This is a genomic window from Cryptosporangium aurantiacum, from assembly GCF_900143005.1.
Lineage (GTDB): Bacteria > Actinomycetota > Actinomycetes > Mycobacteriales > Cryptosporangiaceae > Cryptosporangium > Cryptosporangium aurantiacum.
Window position 1 is genome coordinate 46,607 of the sequence record NZ_FRCS01000026.1, and the last position, 16,497, is coordinate 63,103.

Below are 16,497 nucleotides of genomic sequence, written 5' to 3' on the forward strand. Positions count from 1 at the left end.
TCCCCGAAGGCGCGCGTCTGGTGCCCGAGCAACGCGGCAATGGCTGTATCGGACGACCTCAGCGCCACCGCTCGCCAGGGGCGAGGACGTACTTCCGGTAGACGTAGGGCCACGGCACCACCGCCAGGAAGATGACGACGAGAAGGCACGAGGCCGTGTACCCCCACGTCTCGTCGTCCATCCGATCGGAGAGCCACGCGGGCAGGGCCACCGCGCTCAGCCAGATCACCTTCCAGGCCGACTCGAACAGGAGGAGCGGGAGCATCTTCACGGGGTAGCGAAGGCCGACGAACGACAGGAGAGATAACGCCGCCAGGATGCAGTAGACGAGGCTCTCGGTCCCTCTCCAGGACGAGTCGTGGACCAGGACGACAGGCCACGTCTCGATCGCGAGACCGAACGCGAGCAGGGAGTATCCGAAGCGCAGCGCGTAGAGGCGCGGCACCGACACGTCGATATCTTCCACCGGGGCAGCAGTCGTGGTCATGGGCCAACGGTAGAAAGAACGCGGTTGACGCTCATCAGTGGAAGTACTGAGCCGGTACTGAGTACCGTCGTGTCGTGGTCACCCGCAGTCGACGATCGGGCAACCTCCCCGCCGAGGCCACGAGCTTCGTCGGTCGCCGCCGAGAGCTGGCCGAGGCGAGGAAGAAGCTGGCCGACGGTCGTCTGGTGAGCTTGGTCGGGCCCGGTGGCGTGGGCAAGACGCGCCTCGCGATCCGTCTCGCCACCGATCTCGCCCGCAGGTTCCGGGACGGCGCGTGGCTGGTCGAACTCGGTAAGCTGCGCGATCCGGCGCTGGTGACCCACACCGCGATGGCGGCCCTCGACCTGCGCGACCAGGCCGCCTCCGAACCGCGTGAGCTGCTGCTACGGCACCTCCGCGACGCCGAGCTGCTGCTCGTCGTCGACAACTGCGAACATCTGCTCGACGCCGCGGCCGAGCTGGTCGGCGAGGTGCTCCGGGCGGCGCCGGCGGTTCGAGTGATCGCCACCAGCCAGGCGCCGCTCCGGGCTGCCGGGGAACACGTGCTGCCGGTGCCGCCGTTGTCGCTCCCGGCGGACGATCCGCTGGAGCGTCTGCGCGAGAACGAAGCGGTTCGGCTTTTCGTCGAGCGCGCAGCGGCGGCGTCGGGCGACTTCGAGCTCACCGACGCCAACCGGGCGGCCGTGGTGGACCTGTGCCGACGCCTCGACGGGTTGCCCCTGGCGATCGAGCTGGCGGCGGTCCGGACCCGGGCGCTCGCCCCCGCACAGATCCTCGACCGGCTGCACGACCGGTTCGCGCTGCTCGCCGGCGGCACCAGGGCGGCCCTGCCGCGCCACGAGACGCTGCGCACGACCCTCGAGTGGAGCTACGACCTGCTGACTTCCGCCGAACAGACGCTGTTGTCCCGGCTTTCGGTGTTCGTCGGCCGGTTCACGCTCGACGACGTCGAGGCGGTGTGCTGCTTCGGTAGCGTGCCGGCGGCGCAGAGCGTCGAACTGGTGTCCTCGCTGGTCGACAAGTCGCTGCTGCAGCGAGAGCATGCTGCGGGCACGACCGTCTACCGCCTGTACGAGACCATGCGCGAGTACGTCGGCTCGACGCGTTCCCCGGATGGCCTCGAACAGCGCTGGGCGGACCACTACCTGCGGCAATGCGCACAATTCGGTGCCGAGGGCCGGTACCGGCTGGTGGAGTGGCTGACGTGGATCGAGCCGGAGATCGACAACGTCCGGGCTTTGCTGCGGGCGTTATCCGACGACGTGCGCGGCATCGCTCTGGCCACCAGCCTGACCTGGTACTGGATCACCCGCGCCACGACCGAGGGCGTCCGATGGCTCGACGAGTTGGCTCCCGCGGCGGCGTTGCCGTGGACCTACTTCGCCCGGGGCTTCCTGGCCGTGCTGCAGAGCGACCCGGTCGTCGCCGTGCCGGTGTTGGAGCGTGGCCTGCTAGCCGCTCGCGGGGCCGGGCAGCCGGACGTCCTGTGCCAGCTGCTCGGCATGGCGGCGATCGCGGCGCACATGGCAGGCGACCGTCCGTCCGCCCAACGGCTGCTCGACGAAGCGGTAGCCCTGTCCGCCGGCCAAGACGACGTCGGTGCCACGTTAATCGTGCACCAGGCGCGGACCCTCAACGCACTCGGAGACGGTGATCTCGACACCGCCCGTTCCGCGGCCGCCGACGGCGCACGGCTGAGTCGCCGGGCGGGCGATCTGTACAGCCTCACGATGATGCTGGTGAACCAGGGCTTCGCCGCGCTGCGCTCCGGTGACGCCGACGAGGCGGAGCGTCGGTTCGTCGAGGCGCTGCCGATCGCCCGCCGGGTAGACGACCGGGTCGCGCAGTGTTACCTGCTCGGCGGCTTCGGCGCGTGCGCCGCCTCGGCTCGCGACCCGCAGCGTGCGGCTCAGCTGCTCGGGGCCATGGACGGGCTGCGTGTCGAGGTGGGTGTGATCATCAACAGTGGAATGGCGCCCGCGCTGTCGTCGGCGACCGTATCGGCGCGGGCGGCTCTCGGTCCGGCGCGCTTCGAGTCGTCGCTACGCGACGGCCGGCGGATGAGCCGTGCCGACGCGCTGCGACTGGCGCTGCGCGAGGTAGCCGCCCCGAGCCCGAACGGTCCGTTGGGACCGCGCGAGGAGGACGTCGCCGGGCTGGTGGCCGAAGGCCTGAGCAACAAGGACATCGGCGCGCGGCTGTTCATCTCCGAACGCACGGTCGAGAGTCACGTGCGCAACATCCTGAACAAGCTGGGCTTCCACTCGCGTGCCCAGATCGCGAGCTGGGTCGCCGCCTCCGAGAGCTAGGCGCCTTGCCGGACTTCGCCTGGATCCCGCACGCTTGAGATTCAGGCGCAGGAACCACTCCGCAGATACGCGAGAACCGCGAGGACGCGGCGGTGGCCGTCCTCGGACTCGGCCAGGTCCAGCTTGAGCATCACGTGCCGGACATGGCCCTCCACCGTGCGTTCACTCACCGTCAGCCGCCGCGCGATCGCCGGATTGTTCAGTCCCTCGGCCATCAGTCCCAGGACCTCCCGTTCCCGCGTGGATAGGCTCGCCAGCGGGTCGGCGTCGGCGCGTGCCGTCATCAGGGCGCCGACCACCTCTGGGTCCAGCGCCGAACCGCCCTCGGCCACCCGCGTGGCCGCGGCGACGAACTCCCGGACGTTCAGCACCCGATCTTTGAGGAGGTAGCCGAATCCGCCGAGGCCAACCAGGTCCGCCGTGTGCGTCCGGTCGATGTGCCCGGAGAGCACCAGCACGCCGACCTCCGGCGACGTTCGCTTGATCGCCAGCGCGGTGCGCGTCCCCTCGTCGGTGTAGGTCGGTGGCATTTTGACGTCGAGAAGGACCAGGTCCGGATGCTCGTCCTCGATCGTCGGCAGTACCCGCTCGGCGTCGCCGAAGGCGGCGACGACCTCGTGCCCGCGATCCTGGAACAGACGCACCAGACCCTCGCGCAGCAACAGTTGGTCCTCGGCAATCAGGAGACGCATGGCAGCCTCGCGATCACGCTCGTGCCGGCGCCCGGCTCGCTCTCCACCCGCAGCCGTCCTCCCTGGGCCGCGACCCGGTCGGCGAGGCCGCGCAGCCCGGTCCCGTCGGACGGACGTGCGCCTCCGGTGCCGTCGTCCCGGACCGTCAGAATCAGCTGCCCGTCCGCGTGCTCCGCGGAGAGGTCGACGCGGGTCGCGTCGGCGTGCTTCACCGCGTTGGTCAACGTCTCGCAGGCGACGAAGTACGCGGTCGCCTCGACGTCGGCGGGATACCGCTCCGGCCCGGCGCGCACCGTGACCGCCAGCGGCGTCCGTCCGGCCAGTTCGCGGAGCGCCACCCCGAGTCCCTCATCCAGCAGGGCCGGGCGGATGCCGTTGGCCAGCTCGCGCAGCTCGGCGATGGCGACGGTGAGTTCGTTGACAGCGGCGTCGATCGCCCGAGCCACCGGCGAGTCGCCCAGCCCGAACTGGGTGTTGCGCAGCGCGAGCCCCACGCTGACGATCCGCTGCTGTGCCCCGTCGTGCAGGTCCTGCTCGAGGCGTCGCCGCTCGGCGTAGCCGGCCGCGACGATCCGGGTCCGGGACGCTTCGACCTCCGCGAGCTGGTGACTCACCTCCGCTCGCAGACGCGCGATCTCGATCGCGAGCCCTGCGCGGGCAACCGCCTCACCGAGCAGCCGTTCGGTCCCGTCGGCGGCGCCCGCGTGCTCGACGATCGCCAGCGGGACGCTTGCACGCTCGACGAGCAGTTCGGTGTCCCGGCGACCCACCGGCGCCGCCGCACGGGGCGGTAGATAGCGCAGCTCCAGCCCCGGTTGCGCCGTAACGTCGCGGAGCAGCTGTTCGAGGGCTTCGGGTTCGGCGCGTCCCGTCCGCAAGTCGTCCAAGAAAGTATCTACGCGGGCCAGCGCCTCGAAACGCGCGCGCCGGAAGCGTCGATCCACGAGGTCTTGAACGCGACCGCGGAGCGGTCGGAAAGCGACCGCGACGGTCAGGGTCGCACCGGCCGTCGCCCACGGAGATCGACTCCCACCGAGCACCGCTCCCAGGACCAGCACCGCCCCGAGATACGCGAGGGTCAGCAACACGGTCAGCGCACCATAGACGACCGTGCGGTTGATGATCAGGTCGATGTCGTAGAGCCGGTAACGCAGGATCGCGACGCAGATCGAGATCGGAAGCAGCGGGACCACGAGCGCGATCGCCAGCCGCACCAGCCAGCTGTCGTGGAAGTAGAACGTCGCGAATGTGCCGGCCACCGCCTGCAGCGCCAGTGCGTACGCGATCCACTTCAGCTGCTGGCGCTCGACTCCGGCCGACCACCGGAACCGGACCACCACCGACCCGATCGCCGACAGCAGGCAGACGAGGAACAACGCCTGCCCGACGACGAAGGCCGGCTCGAGCCCGTCGATCGCGTGCGGATTCACGCCCACCACGAACGAGGGATCCGAGGCGTGGCTGAACGCCGACCCGAACGCGGACAGCCCAGCGCCCATCGCGCCGGCCCATACACCGGCCTTACGGAACCGGCTCAGCTCACGCCCGGTGGGAAACAGGATCACGAGGATCGCGGTGCATCCGATACCCAGATGGTTCGTCCAGTGCGCCAGCCACTCACTGGTCGCTGCCGCCGGCCAGGCGGGGTGGTACCCGTACCCTTCGGCGAACTCCACGAAGGCGGCGTCGAAGCCCATCGCGCACAGCACCCAGCCGATGGGATTGGACCGGCGATAGGTCACGACCAGCGCACCGGCCAGGCCGAGCGCGACGGCGTTCACCGGGTACAGCAGGGCGTCGAACGTCTCTTCGCGGCCCACCGAAATCGGCACCGAGGCAACCGCGATCAGACAGGTGAGGGCCAAGAACGCCGCTGGGAGGTCTCGCAGGCCCGTCCGTCGCATCCTCGAATCGTGACGACGGCGCGGTGGCCGGAACAACCGTGCCTGCACCTGTTCGCGAACGCGTACGCGCGCGGATGCCCGGTCCGGGGCGGCGGCCGCACCGTGGTGGAACACATCCGACTCTCGGGAGCCCGCGATGAATCCACTACGGACCACAGCCATGACCGCCTTGGTCATCACCTCGCTCGGCGTCGTGTACACCACGTTCTGCGCCGTCACCCAGAGAAACCTCTCGTTCGGCTGGCTCGCCCAAACGGTGCTCCATATCGGAGAACTGCTCGTCGTCGTGGCGCTCGCCGGTACAGCCGACCGCAGCCTCGTCGTCCGGGCCGGGCTCGGTGCCGCCGCGATCGGACAGGGGATGCTCGCCCTCGCCGAGGTCGTCTGGACGGTCAACCCCGATCTGGCCAACGTGCTGTTCGGCGTCGGGCCAATGGCTACCGGCATCGGAATGATCGTCGCCGGGATCGGCATCGCCCGCCGCTGGGACCGGCCCGCACCGCACCGGTTCACGCCCCTGGCCCTCGGGATCTACGTCTTTGCGGTGCTGACCCCGGTGCTGATCGGCAGCGGAGGGCCGCCAGCCCCGGCGGCCCTCTGGGCGATCGCCGGCTGGGACGTCCTGTGGGCCCTGGCCGCTGTCGGGGTGCTGCCTCCCAAATCGTCGGTCGAAACCGACTCGCCCAGAGTCGAGGCAGAACTGCGTTAGATATCGACGCCCGACACCGCGCGCCGGCCGCTCCCGCGACCGGCGCGCGTTCGTTGGCGCGTCCCGGAGAACGTGGAGAATTGGCCAGCCGCAGCTCTGCATCTCGATGCGGCTGCCCGCGCCGAACACTAGATGACGTGTACCGACGGGCCTCGCGGACGGACCCGGGTCAGTCGTGGTCCGGACCGTCCGACGCCTGATCGTCGAGGAGCGCGTCGATGAAGGCTACGAGTTGTCCGCGCAGGCCGGGCAGTTCGGCGGGTTCGTCGGCGGCCAGATGTGCGGTGACAAGCGCGCTGACCGCACCGATGACAGCGCGGCCGAGGAACTGCGGATCCAGTCCGCCGCGCCACCGTTGGCCGTGGAGAATGACGTCGGCGATGGCCACGGCGAACCGATCCTGCACGGCGAGCCGGCGCGCCACGGCGGCGGGCCCGGCACCGTACACCTCGATCAGGAACACCCGAGCTAATGTCGGCGCCTCCGACAACACCCCGAGATAGGTGGCCAGCACCCGGTCCAGTCGAGTCAGCACCGGGTCTTCCGGTGGGCCGAGGGCGTCGGCGATCACGGCGATCAGCAGGTTCGCCGCGTCGTCGAACGCGGCCAAGAAACAGTCCTGTTTGTCGGTGAAGTGCTGGTAGAACGTCTCGCGGGAGATGCGGGCCCGCTTGAGGACCGCCCCGACGCTCGTGCCGGCGTACCCGTGCTCGGCGACGACGTCGACGATGGCGGTGAGCAGGCGGGCACGTTGCGCGGCGCTGACTTCCTCGCGGCTGAGGTGGTGGTGTCCGCGGGGAAGGATCGGAACATCACCGGAGCTCATCTGCGGGAATCTACCCAGCGACCCGGCTTTCGAAAACGGAGCGGGAGTAGTTGGCGCCCGGCGGCAGCGGCGCGGGGCCCGGGTGGACTGCCGGTTCGGCTCCATCTCGGATCTTTGTGTACGTCGTTGTTCCTAGAAGCTATCGTCGGTAGGAGAGCGCCACCCACAAGGGACCGCGCGACCATGGCCAGACTCGCGGTGAACACGGTGAGAGAGAGCAGAGGCGATCATTGTGGACCTCATGCTGTATCCGCGGGACAGCCCTTGGGTAGAGCTGACCGAACCCACCAGGCTGCTGGCCGCGCAGCTGGGCCTGGGCGCGTTACGGGAGTCGTTCGCCACGCACGGGAGCCTCTTCAAGGATCGACCGAACCGAATCCACCGGTTCGATGGCGGGCTGGTCCGACACAACTGGGGGAAAGAGCCGGCTGCCTTCCGGTGGAACGACGTCACCACATGGGAGTCTCGGGTAGCCGACCTCATGAGGTACGGCGCGTATCTACGCACCGATTTCAGTTTCACGTTCGTCCGCAGCGACGGCGCCAAAGCCCAATTAGAGGGTTCCCACGCACGCAACGGCCCAGCCGAGGCACTGGCCTACGCCGCGCTGGGCCACCGCGTGTGCGGCATCCTCGGCAAGGCCGCGCTGGCTGCCGCTCTCGACGAGTTGCGGGCCGGGCAGACGCTCACCTTCGGCCGCACCACGTTGACCACCGCCCGACTTCGAGTCACCTCCGCGGGACTGCGCTACCGGACGCGCGAGATCGCGTGGGCGCAGATGGCGGCACCTATCGTCGCGAAGGGCACCCTTACCGTCCCGTACGCAGCCGACGGCCGCGCGTTCTACCGCTGCACCGTCGCCGACATTCCGCGAATGACACTCCTCCTCAACGTTCTCGAAGCGAGACAGGCAGCCTCCGAGCGGTCGTAAGGGACAGCGTGGCTCGGAGAATCGGCACGTCGACGAAATCGTCGACAAGTGGGTCCGCGAGCCGTCGTAGGCCGCGAATTCGTCCGGACCGACCGTGGAGGCTGCCTTGACCTCACAGCGGCGCACCCACTTCCGAACACGCCTCAGCCGATTCCCGCGTCGCGAGCCCGCACGATCGCCTCCGCTCGACTGGCCACGTGGAGCTTTCCGAAAACATTGCTGACGTAGTTCCGCACCGTTTTCGGGCTCAGGCTCAGCCGCGTCCCGATGGCATCGTTGGAGAGTCCACGCGCCATGAGCTCCAGCACGTTGCGCTCACTCGCGGTCAGCGCGGGAAACGGGTCAGCGGGACGACCAGCGAAAAACGCCATCATTCGGGTCGCGATCGCGGGGCTGTAGATCGCCTCACCGTTGGCGACCGCACGAATGGCGCGCGCCATCTCGTCGTCCTCAGTGTCTTTGAGTACGTAGCCCCGGGCCCCCGCGCGGAGAGCCGCGAACACCGAGTCGTCGTCCTCGAACATCGTCACTACCAGAATGTGAGCGCTGCCGGACAACCGGCGGATGGCCGAAAGGCCGTCGCCGCCGGGCATCTGCAGGTCCAGCAGGACCAGACGTGGACGGAGCCGCTCCACGAGCGCGATGGCTTCATTCCCGTTCGTGGCTTCACCGACGACCTCGATGCCGGGCATCGTCCCCAGCAACGCGCGCAGGCCCTTGCGGAACATCGGGTGATCGTCGGCGAGCACGACGGTGATCGGTTCAGCCATGCGTCCTCATCGGGAAGGTGACGGCGACCCGGGTGCCGCCGCCGGGCGCCGGGCCGATGTCGATCGTCCCACCCAGCTCCGTGCTGCGTTCGCGCATCGAGCGGTGACCGACGCCGGCGAGATAGTTCTCCGGCAGGCCGCACCCGTCGTCGGTGACGGTGAACGTCACTTCGTCGTCCGAGACGGTCAGCTCGATCGCGCAGCGGGTGGCGCCGGCGTGCCTGGCCGCGTTGTGCAGCGACTCCGCCGCGATCCGGTAGATCGCCACTTCGACCGCGGCGGGAAGGGTGGGAAGCGGATCCGGTACCGAGACCGAACGCGGAGGCCCGTCGGTCGGGTTGAGGTTGCGCAGCGCGTCGACCAGGCCGAACTCGTCGAGCATCGGGGGCCGCAGCTCGTACACGAGGCGGCGGATCTCCGCGGTCGCCTGGCGGACGTCGCCGCGTAGCTCGGCGGCGAGGGTCTCGGCCGCCGCCGGGTCGGCACGGAGCGTGCGCTGCAGGACGCCGAGCTGCAGCCCCAGCGAGGCGAGCGTCGGTCCGAGTCCGTCGTGCAGGTCACGGCGGATGCGGAGGCGTTCCTCCTCGCGTGCGGTCACGAGCTGCTCCCGGGAGTGCTGCACCGCCGCGGTGAGACCGGCGGCGTGCAGCGTGATCGCGACATGACGCGCCAAGTCCTCGAGCAGGCGGACGTCGGCCGCGGACAGCGAGTCGCGGCGCCGGCGTCCGCTCACCCGGAGCGTGCCGAGGGTCAGGTGGTAATAGGTGAGCGGGATCGTGACGACCGCCGCGCCGTCCGGCACCGCACCGTGCGTGGTGACGACACTGCCCTCGGCCTCGATCTCCACGTAGGGGAGCGCGAGGGTGTCGGCCAGAAGTGCCGCGACCGAGGGCAGCAGTTCGTCGGGTCGCGGGTCGGACTGCAACTGCCGGTAGACCCGGCCGGCGACGTCGTAGGTGTTGTCCCGCTGCCCGAACGCGAGCTGGTGCACCCCCCGTTCGATTTGGGCCGACACCGGTGCCCAGGTCGCCACCACGACCACCGTCGCGATCGCGTGCGACCACCAAGGGATCTCACCCACCGAGCTGAGCGGGCGGGACCCCCAGGTGGCCAGCACCGCGACCACCCCGGCGACGACGAACACATACCAGAGCATCAGCAGCGGGAAGAGCAGCTGGTAGAGCCTGCGATCGGCGCGGGTCCGTTCAGACCGCACTGACGACCCGTTCCCGCCACAAACACAGGGTCATGACGACGACGTGGTGCACCAGCATCACCGACGCGAAGGCCAGCTCCGAGCCGGTCGAGTCGAACAGCAGTGAACCGACCGCCTGCACAATCCAGAACGCGTTGACGACGATCAACAGAACCGCGCCCCACTTCTGCGCGCGCCAGGCGCCGTAGGCCGCGACGAGGGCCAGGATGTCGGACGTGAAGCTCCCGAGGACGAGCGCGAACGGGTCCTCGCTCCCGTCCGCCCCACGCACCAGGTTGGGCAGGTCGAACATCGTGATGCCGATGACCGCCACCAGCACGGACAGAACGGCGGCGATCTTCAGCGCGGTGGTGCGGGCCATGATGCTCATTCGAAATCCTCCGGGTACCGGTTGTCGAGGATTTCGACGCTAGAAGCGACCTGACTCGCCCCGCCGGGGGCAGTTGTCCCGACCTTGTGGGACATCTCGCTGGGACAGGTACGTGGGAAACCAGCCGATAGCTCCCGGCCGTCTACTCCGCAGGCCTCGATGGCCGGACGGTGAAGAGGTCCCCGGGTTGGCACTGAAGGACGTCGCAGATCGCGGTAAGGGTGCTGAAACGCACCGCGCGGGCTCGTCCGTTCTTGAGGATCGAGAGGTTGGCGAGGGTGATGCCGACCCGGCTGGCGAGCTCGGTGAGCGTCAGCCCACGCTCGGCCAGGAACTTGTCGATGTGGACGTCGACGCGATGCTCGTCCTCGGGCGGCATCACACCACCGTGTCGAGCTCAGCGCGCATCGCCTGCCCACGACGGATTACCTCGCTGGTCGCGAGTAGTCCGACGCCGGCGACGAACCACAGTGCAGGTGTACTGAGGTCGAGGTCCGCGCTGGCGCCTCCGGTCGTGGCCGTGCCACTGAGGGCGAATCGAGCCGCGAACTCGATCATTGACGCGGCGGGGCCACCGGCGACCAGCAGCCAGCCGAGAGTCCGCAGACGGCGGACGGTGGCGCTGGTGAACGGGTCGGCGCGGTGAGCCGCGCCGACCAGCCGGGAGAGCAGGATCCGCAAGTCGATAGCGCCGTCGGCGGTGACGCCAGCGTCCGCCCCGACCAACGCGTCCGAGACAAGCACCGCGCCGGAGGGCGCACTGGTCTCGATCGGCTGACCGATCAGTATCGCGCTCATGCTCAGAACGCCGAGAAGGCCACTGAGTACCACGCCGGTGAGGAGTAACCCGTGCAGCTGGCGTAGCCAGTCCGTCCGGGGGAGGGATTCTCGAGGCGCCATCAGGGCTCCTTATCGATTACCGATGCATCGATAGTCGATATGGTGCCCGTGTTTGTCAACCGACGGCTGGGACTCATGCCCCGGCGCCAGAGTGCCGCGGTCGTCATAGTTGGCGGTCTGTCGCTTGATGCCGCGGCCCGCGAGGAAGTGAAGAGGGTGCGCCGGGGCCGGAGTTGGTTCAGTCGTCGAACGCTGGCCCAACGTAGTCGAGGATTACCGGCCCGGGCGAGTCCTTGCCCCACGAACCGTCCTCCACTGTTGAACTGGTCGTGATGACGTGCATCCGCCCCGGGCCGAAATCCATTCGGCTGCCGCTCTGTGCGTACAACTGCGCCTCGCGGCCGACTTGCAACAGCTTCAGATGAAAACCACCCATCATGCCCGGGACCGCGAACCAGAGGTGCGGATTCTCCATCTCCCGCATCACGCCGAGCTCTGGCAACCGCAACGAGTTCTCGGCCACCAACTGCTGTGCGATGCCCCAGATCACCTCGTGCAGGCGCCGCTGAAGGACGTGGAGAGTTTCGTCCGAAATATTCAGAACGTCTGGTGGGTCCAACAGATCGCTCAAGCGCGCGTGTCCTCGACGGACGGCAACGTCGACCGGCCGCTCGCCCTTGTTGGTGCGGAGTCCGCGCCAGGCGCCGACAGCGATTAGCCGATCGATGACCTCCCGAGGAGCCCCAGCGTAAGCCGCCTGATGCAGGGGCGTGTACCAGCTCCGGCCGTCCAACCGGAAAGCGTTGACGAACGCGGGGTGTTCGTCCAGCACGGTAAATACCGTGCCCCAATCGGCCTGCTTGGCGGCGTCGGCCAGCTGGGTTCGTGCTTGAACGACCCAGTCGTTGACAGACCCTGAACGCGTGGTGCCGATCCACTCCCGTGGGTTCGACGCTCCGTCAAAGAACTCCTGCACGTCCAACCCGCGCTCCTCCGGTCAGGGAGCCTCGAACTTTAGAGACACCAGGTTGCGCATCAGCCAAGTGGTCGAGCCTGATTCAGTCCGGCTCGCCCGGCCGTCATCAAGCCAGCGCCGCGGAACGCACCGTCGGGGAGCCCGGCCACGACCAGTTCGCCTTCAGCCAGCTTGCCGTGCGCGCAGGCTGAGCTGCCCGAACTCAGCTATGACGGACCGGGTGGACCGCAGTCGTCCGCGTCTTGTCCGTGGCGGTCATCGGTGGGCCTAGTGGTCGCCGGTGGTTGGGCGAGTACCGCGACGACGGTGAGGAGATCGTCCAGCCCTCGGAAGTCGTCGGGGTTCGTGGCGAACCGGCGCCGACGCCAGAGGTACGGGTGCCCGCTGACCGACACGCTGTCACTCCCAGCGGAACCAACGCGCGGCGATCGCCATCATGATGGCCGCCCACACGCTGAGGACGACGAAGTGCTTCAGGTCGGGCCAGTCGCCCGCCGCGGCCTGGCTCAGCGCCTGCGCCGCGGCGCCGAACGGGGTGAGCTCCAGCGTTCCTCGCAGCCCCTCCGGTAGCGCGTGCAGCGGTACGTAGATGCCTGCCGTGAACATCGCCGGGAAGAACGTCGCGAGCCCGATGGCGGTCGCCGCCTTCAACGTCCGCGCCATGGCCGTGATGACCGAACCGATCGCCAGCCCGGCCACCGCGGTGGTGAGCAGGGTGACGACGTAGGCGAGCGGCTGCTTCGGCAATGCGACGTCGTAGAGCAGGAAGCCGACCGCCACGCAGAGGATCGCGGACACGATTGCGGCCGACGCGTTCAGGGCGATCTGGGCAATCAGCAGGTGCGCGGGACGGGCAGGCGTGGTGCGCATCCGTCGCAGGATGCCTCGCTCGCGGTAGTTGACGATCGCCGCCGGCATGCTTTGCAGGCTCGCCGTGATCAGAGCGACCAGCACGACGCTCGGTACGTAGAAGTCGATGATCCGGTACCCGCCGAGGTCGGAGCTGGCTTGCCGGTACTGGGGGATCAGACCGAAGCCGACGAGCAGCAGCGACGGGAAGACAAGAATCCAGAACAGCGTGCCCGGCTCGCGGGTGAACAGCTTGGTCTCGGTGCTCAGCACAGCTGTAGCGGCGGACATGTCACGATCCTCCGTGCGTCGCGTCGTCGGCTTTGCCGGTGATGTTGAGGAATGCGTCGTCCAGCGTGGCGTCGACGATGCGGAGTTCCGTCGCGCGGATGCGTTTGCGAGCGATCAGCGAGTTCACCGCCTCGACGGTGGCGTCATTGCCGTTGATGACGACCCGCGCGCCCTCGGTGCTCACCAAGGACGCACCGGGCAGATCGCGAAGCTCGTTGTCCGCCACCGGTTCCTGGGGACGGAACGAGATGACGATCGGGCTCTCCGAGCGGCTGATCAGGCCGGCCGGGGTGTCCAACGCCACGATCTTGCCGCGGTCGAAGACGGCGAGGCGGTCACAGAGGTGCTCCGCCTCCTCCATGAAGTGGGTGACCAGCAGCACCGTGGTGCCGGCGTTGCGGATGTCCTCGACGAGCTTCCAGGTCTCCCGCCGGGCACGGGGGTCCAGCGCGGTGGTCAGCTCGTCGAAGACCACGATCTTCGGCGACCCGACCAGGCTCAGAGCGACGAACAGCCGCTGCTTCTGGCCGCCGGAGAGCTTGCCGAACCGCTGCTCGAGCAGCTCACCGAGGCCCATCCGGTCGACCAGGCTTCGCCAGTCGATCGGGTTCGGGTAGAGCGCGCTGTAGAGCCGCAGCGCCTCACGGACCGTGAGCTTGGCCTGCAGCTCGCTCTCCTGGAGCTGCACGCCGAGAATCCGGGTGACGTCGTCGTGCTGCCGGATCGGATCGAGCCCGGCCACCCGGATCATCCCCGCCTCCGGCACGCGCAGTCCCTCGATGCACTCCACCGCGGTGGTCTTGCCTGCGCCGTTGGGACCAAGGATTCCGAAGATCTCGCCTTCCTCCACAGTGAATGACACGTCGTCGACCACTGTCTTGGAGCCGTAGACCTTGCGTAAGCCTTGCACTTTGATGATCGGCATGGCTTAGGCCTGCCCTCCTCTGCTACCGGCTGCGGCGACGCATTCAGCATCTCGGCAGGGAGGAGCCGTGCGTATCTGCCGATCGGCAGATGCGCGGGACACTCGCCTCTGCTTGTGCGGGTCGAGTGATGTCGCTAGCCGCGCGTCGCGGTGATCCTGTGAGTGCCGCCGCGGACGTCCAGCCGGGCGGGGCCGGGACCGATGATCGCTAGGGGAGCGTCAGTGAGCACAACGAATCGCCAGCCGTCGTGATCGGGTCGCAGTGCAGGTACAGGGCGGTACCGTCGGTCAGCATCCCACCGGCGAGCTTCACGCCGTCGTCCTCGCCGACGGTCCGAACCACCGCGCCGGTGGCCGGTCGGAGCGACACCACCCCATCGGTGCGCGCGAAGTGGAACAGGTCGCCGGCGTAGACCGGCTGCTCGTTCTGGTAGGCCTCGACCTCCCGATGCCACAGCGTCCGTCCGTCGTCGAGCGAGATTCCGGTCAACAACCCTCCCGACTCGGCCTCTCCCGACCAGGAGCGGACGCAGGCGACCTGTCCGCCGACCACCAGGTATCCGGAACCGACCGAAGACTTCCAGAGGGTGGCGCCGTCCTTCGCGTTCACCGCGACCAGCTTGTCGGCCACACCGGGCAGGTAGATCCGGTCGCCGACGACCATCGGGGCGCCCGCCACGCCGCCCAGGACTTGCGCCCACACCTCGCTCCCGGTTCGGCCGTCGAGCGCGAACAGCTGGCCGGCCCCGCCCGCCACGTAGACCCGCCCGCCGGCCGCGATCGGCATACCGGCCGGCGTAGTGGGGGCGTCGCCGAGCCGGACCCGCCATCGGAGGACGCCTGCCGCGGCGTCGATGCCGTAGACGTATCCCTCGTCGTCGGCCGCGTACACCCAGCTCCCGGCCATCGAGACCCCCTGAGCGTCCGACGAAGCGAGCGGAGTACGCCAGGCGGGCGTACCGGTGCGGGGGTCGAGTCCGTAGACGGCAGCGTCGCCGCCTTCCTCGTGACCGGCCAGGACGATGCGGCCCGCCACGAAAGGGGGAGCAGGCGGGTACGTCCCCAGCGGAGCGATCGGCTGCTCCCAGCGCCGCGCGCCGGTGGCCAGCTCGAACCCGGTGATGACCGGATCCGAGCCGCCGGCGTAGGCGATCCCGACGCCGCCCGCGGCGGTCACCACCGAGCCGGTGCTCACGGGGGCACCGCCTGACCAGCGTCGACGTCCGGTCGCCGGATCGATGCCCTGCAGCTGATCGTTGTCGGTCGGGGCGAGCAGGAGCCCGCCGGCCAGCCACGGCCCCGGCCAACTCGGTCCGACGTCGGATTCGATCCGCCATCGCACCGGCCCGGACGAGCGACCCGCCCACCAGATGCCAAAGGTCGCGCCGCCGGCGGCGAGCACGACCGCGCCGAGCCCACCGGCCACGAGCGCACGCCGGGACAGCCGCCGGGACCGCTGTCCGGTCTCCACGAGCGTCGGGGAAGCGGGCACCGGCACGCGCCAGGGCGCCGCCGTCAACCCGGGCAGCATCGCAACGGCCCGGCCGATCTCGTCCGCGATCGGCGTCGGCAGCCACCGGGTGTCGTCGAGCGTCGGCGCGTCCACCGACCAGGCGGCCAGGAGGTCGGCCGGGACCGGACGGCGGTCGGGCGCCTTGTCGAGGCAAGCGGCCAGCCGAGCGCGAAGATCGGCGTCGACGACGCCATCCAGGCACGGTTCCTCGGTGACGGTCCGCAACAGCAGCTCGTGACTGTTGCCGCCGCCGAACGGCCCGACTCCGGTCAGCGTGTACACCAGGAGCGCACCGAGGGCGAAGACGTCGACCGCGGGCCCGGTGTCGGCACCGGTGATCTGCTCGGGGGCCAGGTAGCCGGGGGTGCCGATGATGACGCCGGTGCCGGTCAGCGTCGAGAAGTCGGCCGCGCGGGCGATGCCGAAGTCGATCACCCGTGGGCCTACCGCGGTGAGCAGGACGTTCGGGGGCTTCAGGTCACGGTGGACCACGCCGGCCCGGTGAATCGCGTCGAGCGCTTCGGCGAGCGCGGCACCAAGCGCCCGCGCGGCGGGGACCGGCAGCGGGCCGTGCGTGGCCACCGCGTCGGTGAGCGAGAGAGCGGGCAGGTACGCCGTGGCCAGCCAGGGCACCGAGGCCTCGGCGTCGGCATCGACGAGCGGCGCGGTGAACACTCCGTCGACCCGGCGCGCCGCCGCGACCTCCCGCCCGAACCGGGCGCGGAACCCCTCGTCGGCTGCCAGATTCTCGTGGATCACCTTGACCGCGACCGGCCGACCACCGCGGGAGCGCGCGAGGTAGACCTGGCCCATCCCGCCCGCGCCCAAGCGCGCGAGCAGTTGGTGGGGACCGATCCGGTCCGGGTCGTCGGGGAGAAGCGGCTCCACG

Annotated in this window: 16 protein-coding genes; 3 read left to right on the plus strand and 13 right to left on the minus strand. The window is 69.3% G+C overall.

Going from position 1 to position 16,497, the window contains the following annotated elements; all coding sequences use genetic code 11:
* Nucleotides 1–58 precede the first annotated feature (58 nt).
* Nucleotides 59–487 (minus strand): hypothetical protein, encoded by a 429-nt coding sequence (locus BUB75_RS41040; RefSeq protein WP_073265750.1) that lies wholly within the window; start codon nucleotides 485–487, stop codon nucleotides 59–61.
* A 74-nt stretch (nucleotides 488–561) separates the two neighbouring features.
* On the opposite strand from BUB75_RS41040, the gene BUB75_RS48350 reads away from it, so the two are divergent.
* Nucleotides 562–2,796, plus strand: a complete 2,235-nt coding sequence (locus tag BUB75_RS48350; RefSeq protein ID WP_073265752.1) for a helix-turn-helix transcriptional regulator — start codon at nucleotides 562–564, stop codon at nucleotides 2,794–2,796.
* A 41-nt stretch (nucleotides 2,797–2,837) separates the two neighbouring features.
* Here BUB75_RS48350 and BUB75_RS41050 read toward each other — a convergent pair whose 3' ends face one another.
* Entirely contained in the window at nucleotides 2,838–3,488 is a 651-nt protein-coding gene (locus BUB75_RS41050; RefSeq protein WP_073265754.1) for a response regulator, read from the minus strand.
* A complete protein-coding gene (locus BUB75_RS41055) occupies nucleotides 3,476–5,392 on the minus strand; it encodes a sensor histidine kinase (RefSeq protein WP_073265756.1) in 1,917 nt (638 codons plus the stop codon). Before BUB75_RS41055 ends, BUB75_RS41050 begins: the two co-directional genes overlap by 13 nt.
* 160 nt (nucleotides 5,393–5,552) lie before the next feature.
* Here BUB75_RS41055 and BUB75_RS41060 point away from each other — a divergent pair, with 160 nt between their 5' ends.
* On the plus strand, nucleotides 5,553–6,101 hold the full coding sequence (locus BUB75_RS41060; RefSeq protein WP_073265758.1) for a hypothetical protein: 549 nt from the start codon (nucleotides 5,553–5,555) through the stop codon (nucleotides 6,099–6,101).
* A gap of 169 nt (nucleotides 6,102–6,270) precedes the next feature.
* Here the strand turns inward: BUB75_RS41060 and BUB75_RS41065 are convergent, their stop codons facing one another.
* Nucleotides 6,271–6,927, minus strand: a complete 657-nt coding sequence (locus tag BUB75_RS41065) for a TetR/AcrR family transcriptional regulator (RefSeq protein WP_073265760.1) — start codon at nucleotides 6,925–6,927, stop codon at nucleotides 6,271–6,273.
* A gap of 241 nt (nucleotides 6,928–7,168) precedes the next feature.
* Between BUB75_RS41065 and BUB75_RS41070 the strand changes: the two genes are divergently transcribed.
* Nucleotides 7,169–7,858 carry a DUF6585 family protein gene (locus BUB75_RS41070; RefSeq protein ID WP_342761175.1) on the plus strand — a complete coding sequence of 230 codons (690 nt, stop codon included), beginning with the start codon at nucleotides 7,169–7,171 and terminating at the stop codon, nucleotides 7,856–7,858.
* Between the two features lie 143 nt (nucleotides 7,859–8,001).
* Here BUB75_RS41070 and BUB75_RS41075 read toward each other — a convergent pair whose 3' ends face one another.
* The 9 genes from BUB75_RS41075 to BUB75_RS41115 all read right to left on the minus strand — a co-directional run bounded on the left by BUB75_RS41075 (nucleotide 8,002) and on the right by BUB75_RS41115 (nucleotide 16,496).
* Nucleotides 8,002–8,628 carry a response regulator gene (locus BUB75_RS41075; RefSeq protein WP_143175745.1) on the minus strand — a complete coding sequence of 209 codons (627 nt, stop codon included), beginning with the start codon at nucleotides 8,626–8,628 and terminating at the stop codon, nucleotides 8,002–8,004.
* A complete protein-coding gene (locus tag BUB75_RS41080; protein WP_073265764.1) occupies nucleotides 8,621–9,844 on the minus strand; it encodes a sensor histidine kinase in 1,224 nt (407 codons plus the stop codon). The genes BUB75_RS41075 and BUB75_RS41080 overlap by 8 nt, the downstream gene beginning before the upstream one ends.
* Nucleotides 9,834–10,214: a hypothetical protein gene (locus tag BUB75_RS41085; RefSeq protein WP_073265766.1), complete on the minus strand. Its 381-nt coding sequence runs from the start codon at nucleotides 10,212–10,214 to the stop codon at nucleotides 9,834–9,836. Before BUB75_RS41085 ends, BUB75_RS41080 begins: the two co-directional genes overlap by 11 nt.
* Before the next feature lie 142 nt (nucleotides 10,215–10,356).
* Nucleotides 10,357–10,593: a helix-turn-helix domain-containing protein gene (locus tag BUB75_RS41090; protein ID WP_073265768.1), complete on the minus strand. Its 237-nt coding sequence runs from the start codon at nucleotides 10,591–10,593 to the stop codon at nucleotides 10,357–10,359.
* Nucleotides 10,593–11,114 (minus strand): DUF2975 domain-containing protein, encoded by a 522-nt coding sequence (locus BUB75_RS41095; protein ID WP_084742405.1) that lies wholly within the window; start codon nucleotides 11,112–11,114, stop codon nucleotides 10,593–10,595. The genes BUB75_RS41090 and BUB75_RS41095 overlap by 1 nt, the downstream gene beginning before the upstream one ends.
* A gap of 178 nt (nucleotides 11,115–11,292) precedes the next feature.
* Complete coding sequence (locus BUB75_RS41100; RefSeq protein WP_073265772.1) at nucleotides 11,293–12,036, minus strand: ankyrin repeat domain-containing protein; 744 nt, start codon at nucleotides 12,034–12,036, stop codon at nucleotides 11,293–11,295.
* 393 nt (nucleotides 12,037–12,429) lie between these two features.
* Nucleotides 12,430–13,170: an ABC transporter permease gene (locus BUB75_RS41105; protein ID WP_073265774.1), complete on the minus strand. Its 741-nt coding sequence runs from the start codon at nucleotides 13,168–13,170 to the stop codon at nucleotides 12,430–12,432.
* A gap of 1 nt (nucleotide 13,171) precedes the next feature.
* On the minus strand, nucleotides 13,172–14,095 hold the full coding sequence (locus BUB75_RS41110) for an ABC transporter ATP-binding protein (protein WP_073265776.1): 924 nt from the start codon (nucleotides 14,093–14,095) through the stop codon (nucleotides 13,172–13,174).
* A 208-nt stretch (nucleotides 14,096–14,303) separates the two neighbouring features.
* The gene (locus BUB75_RS41115; protein WP_143175746.1) at nucleotides 14,304–16,496 is read right to left on the minus strand and encodes an outer membrane protein assembly factor BamB family protein; all 2,193 of its coding nucleotides are present in this window, start codon (nucleotides 16,494–16,496) and stop codon (nucleotides 14,304–14,306) included.
* Nucleotide 16,497: the final 1 nt, after the last annotated feature.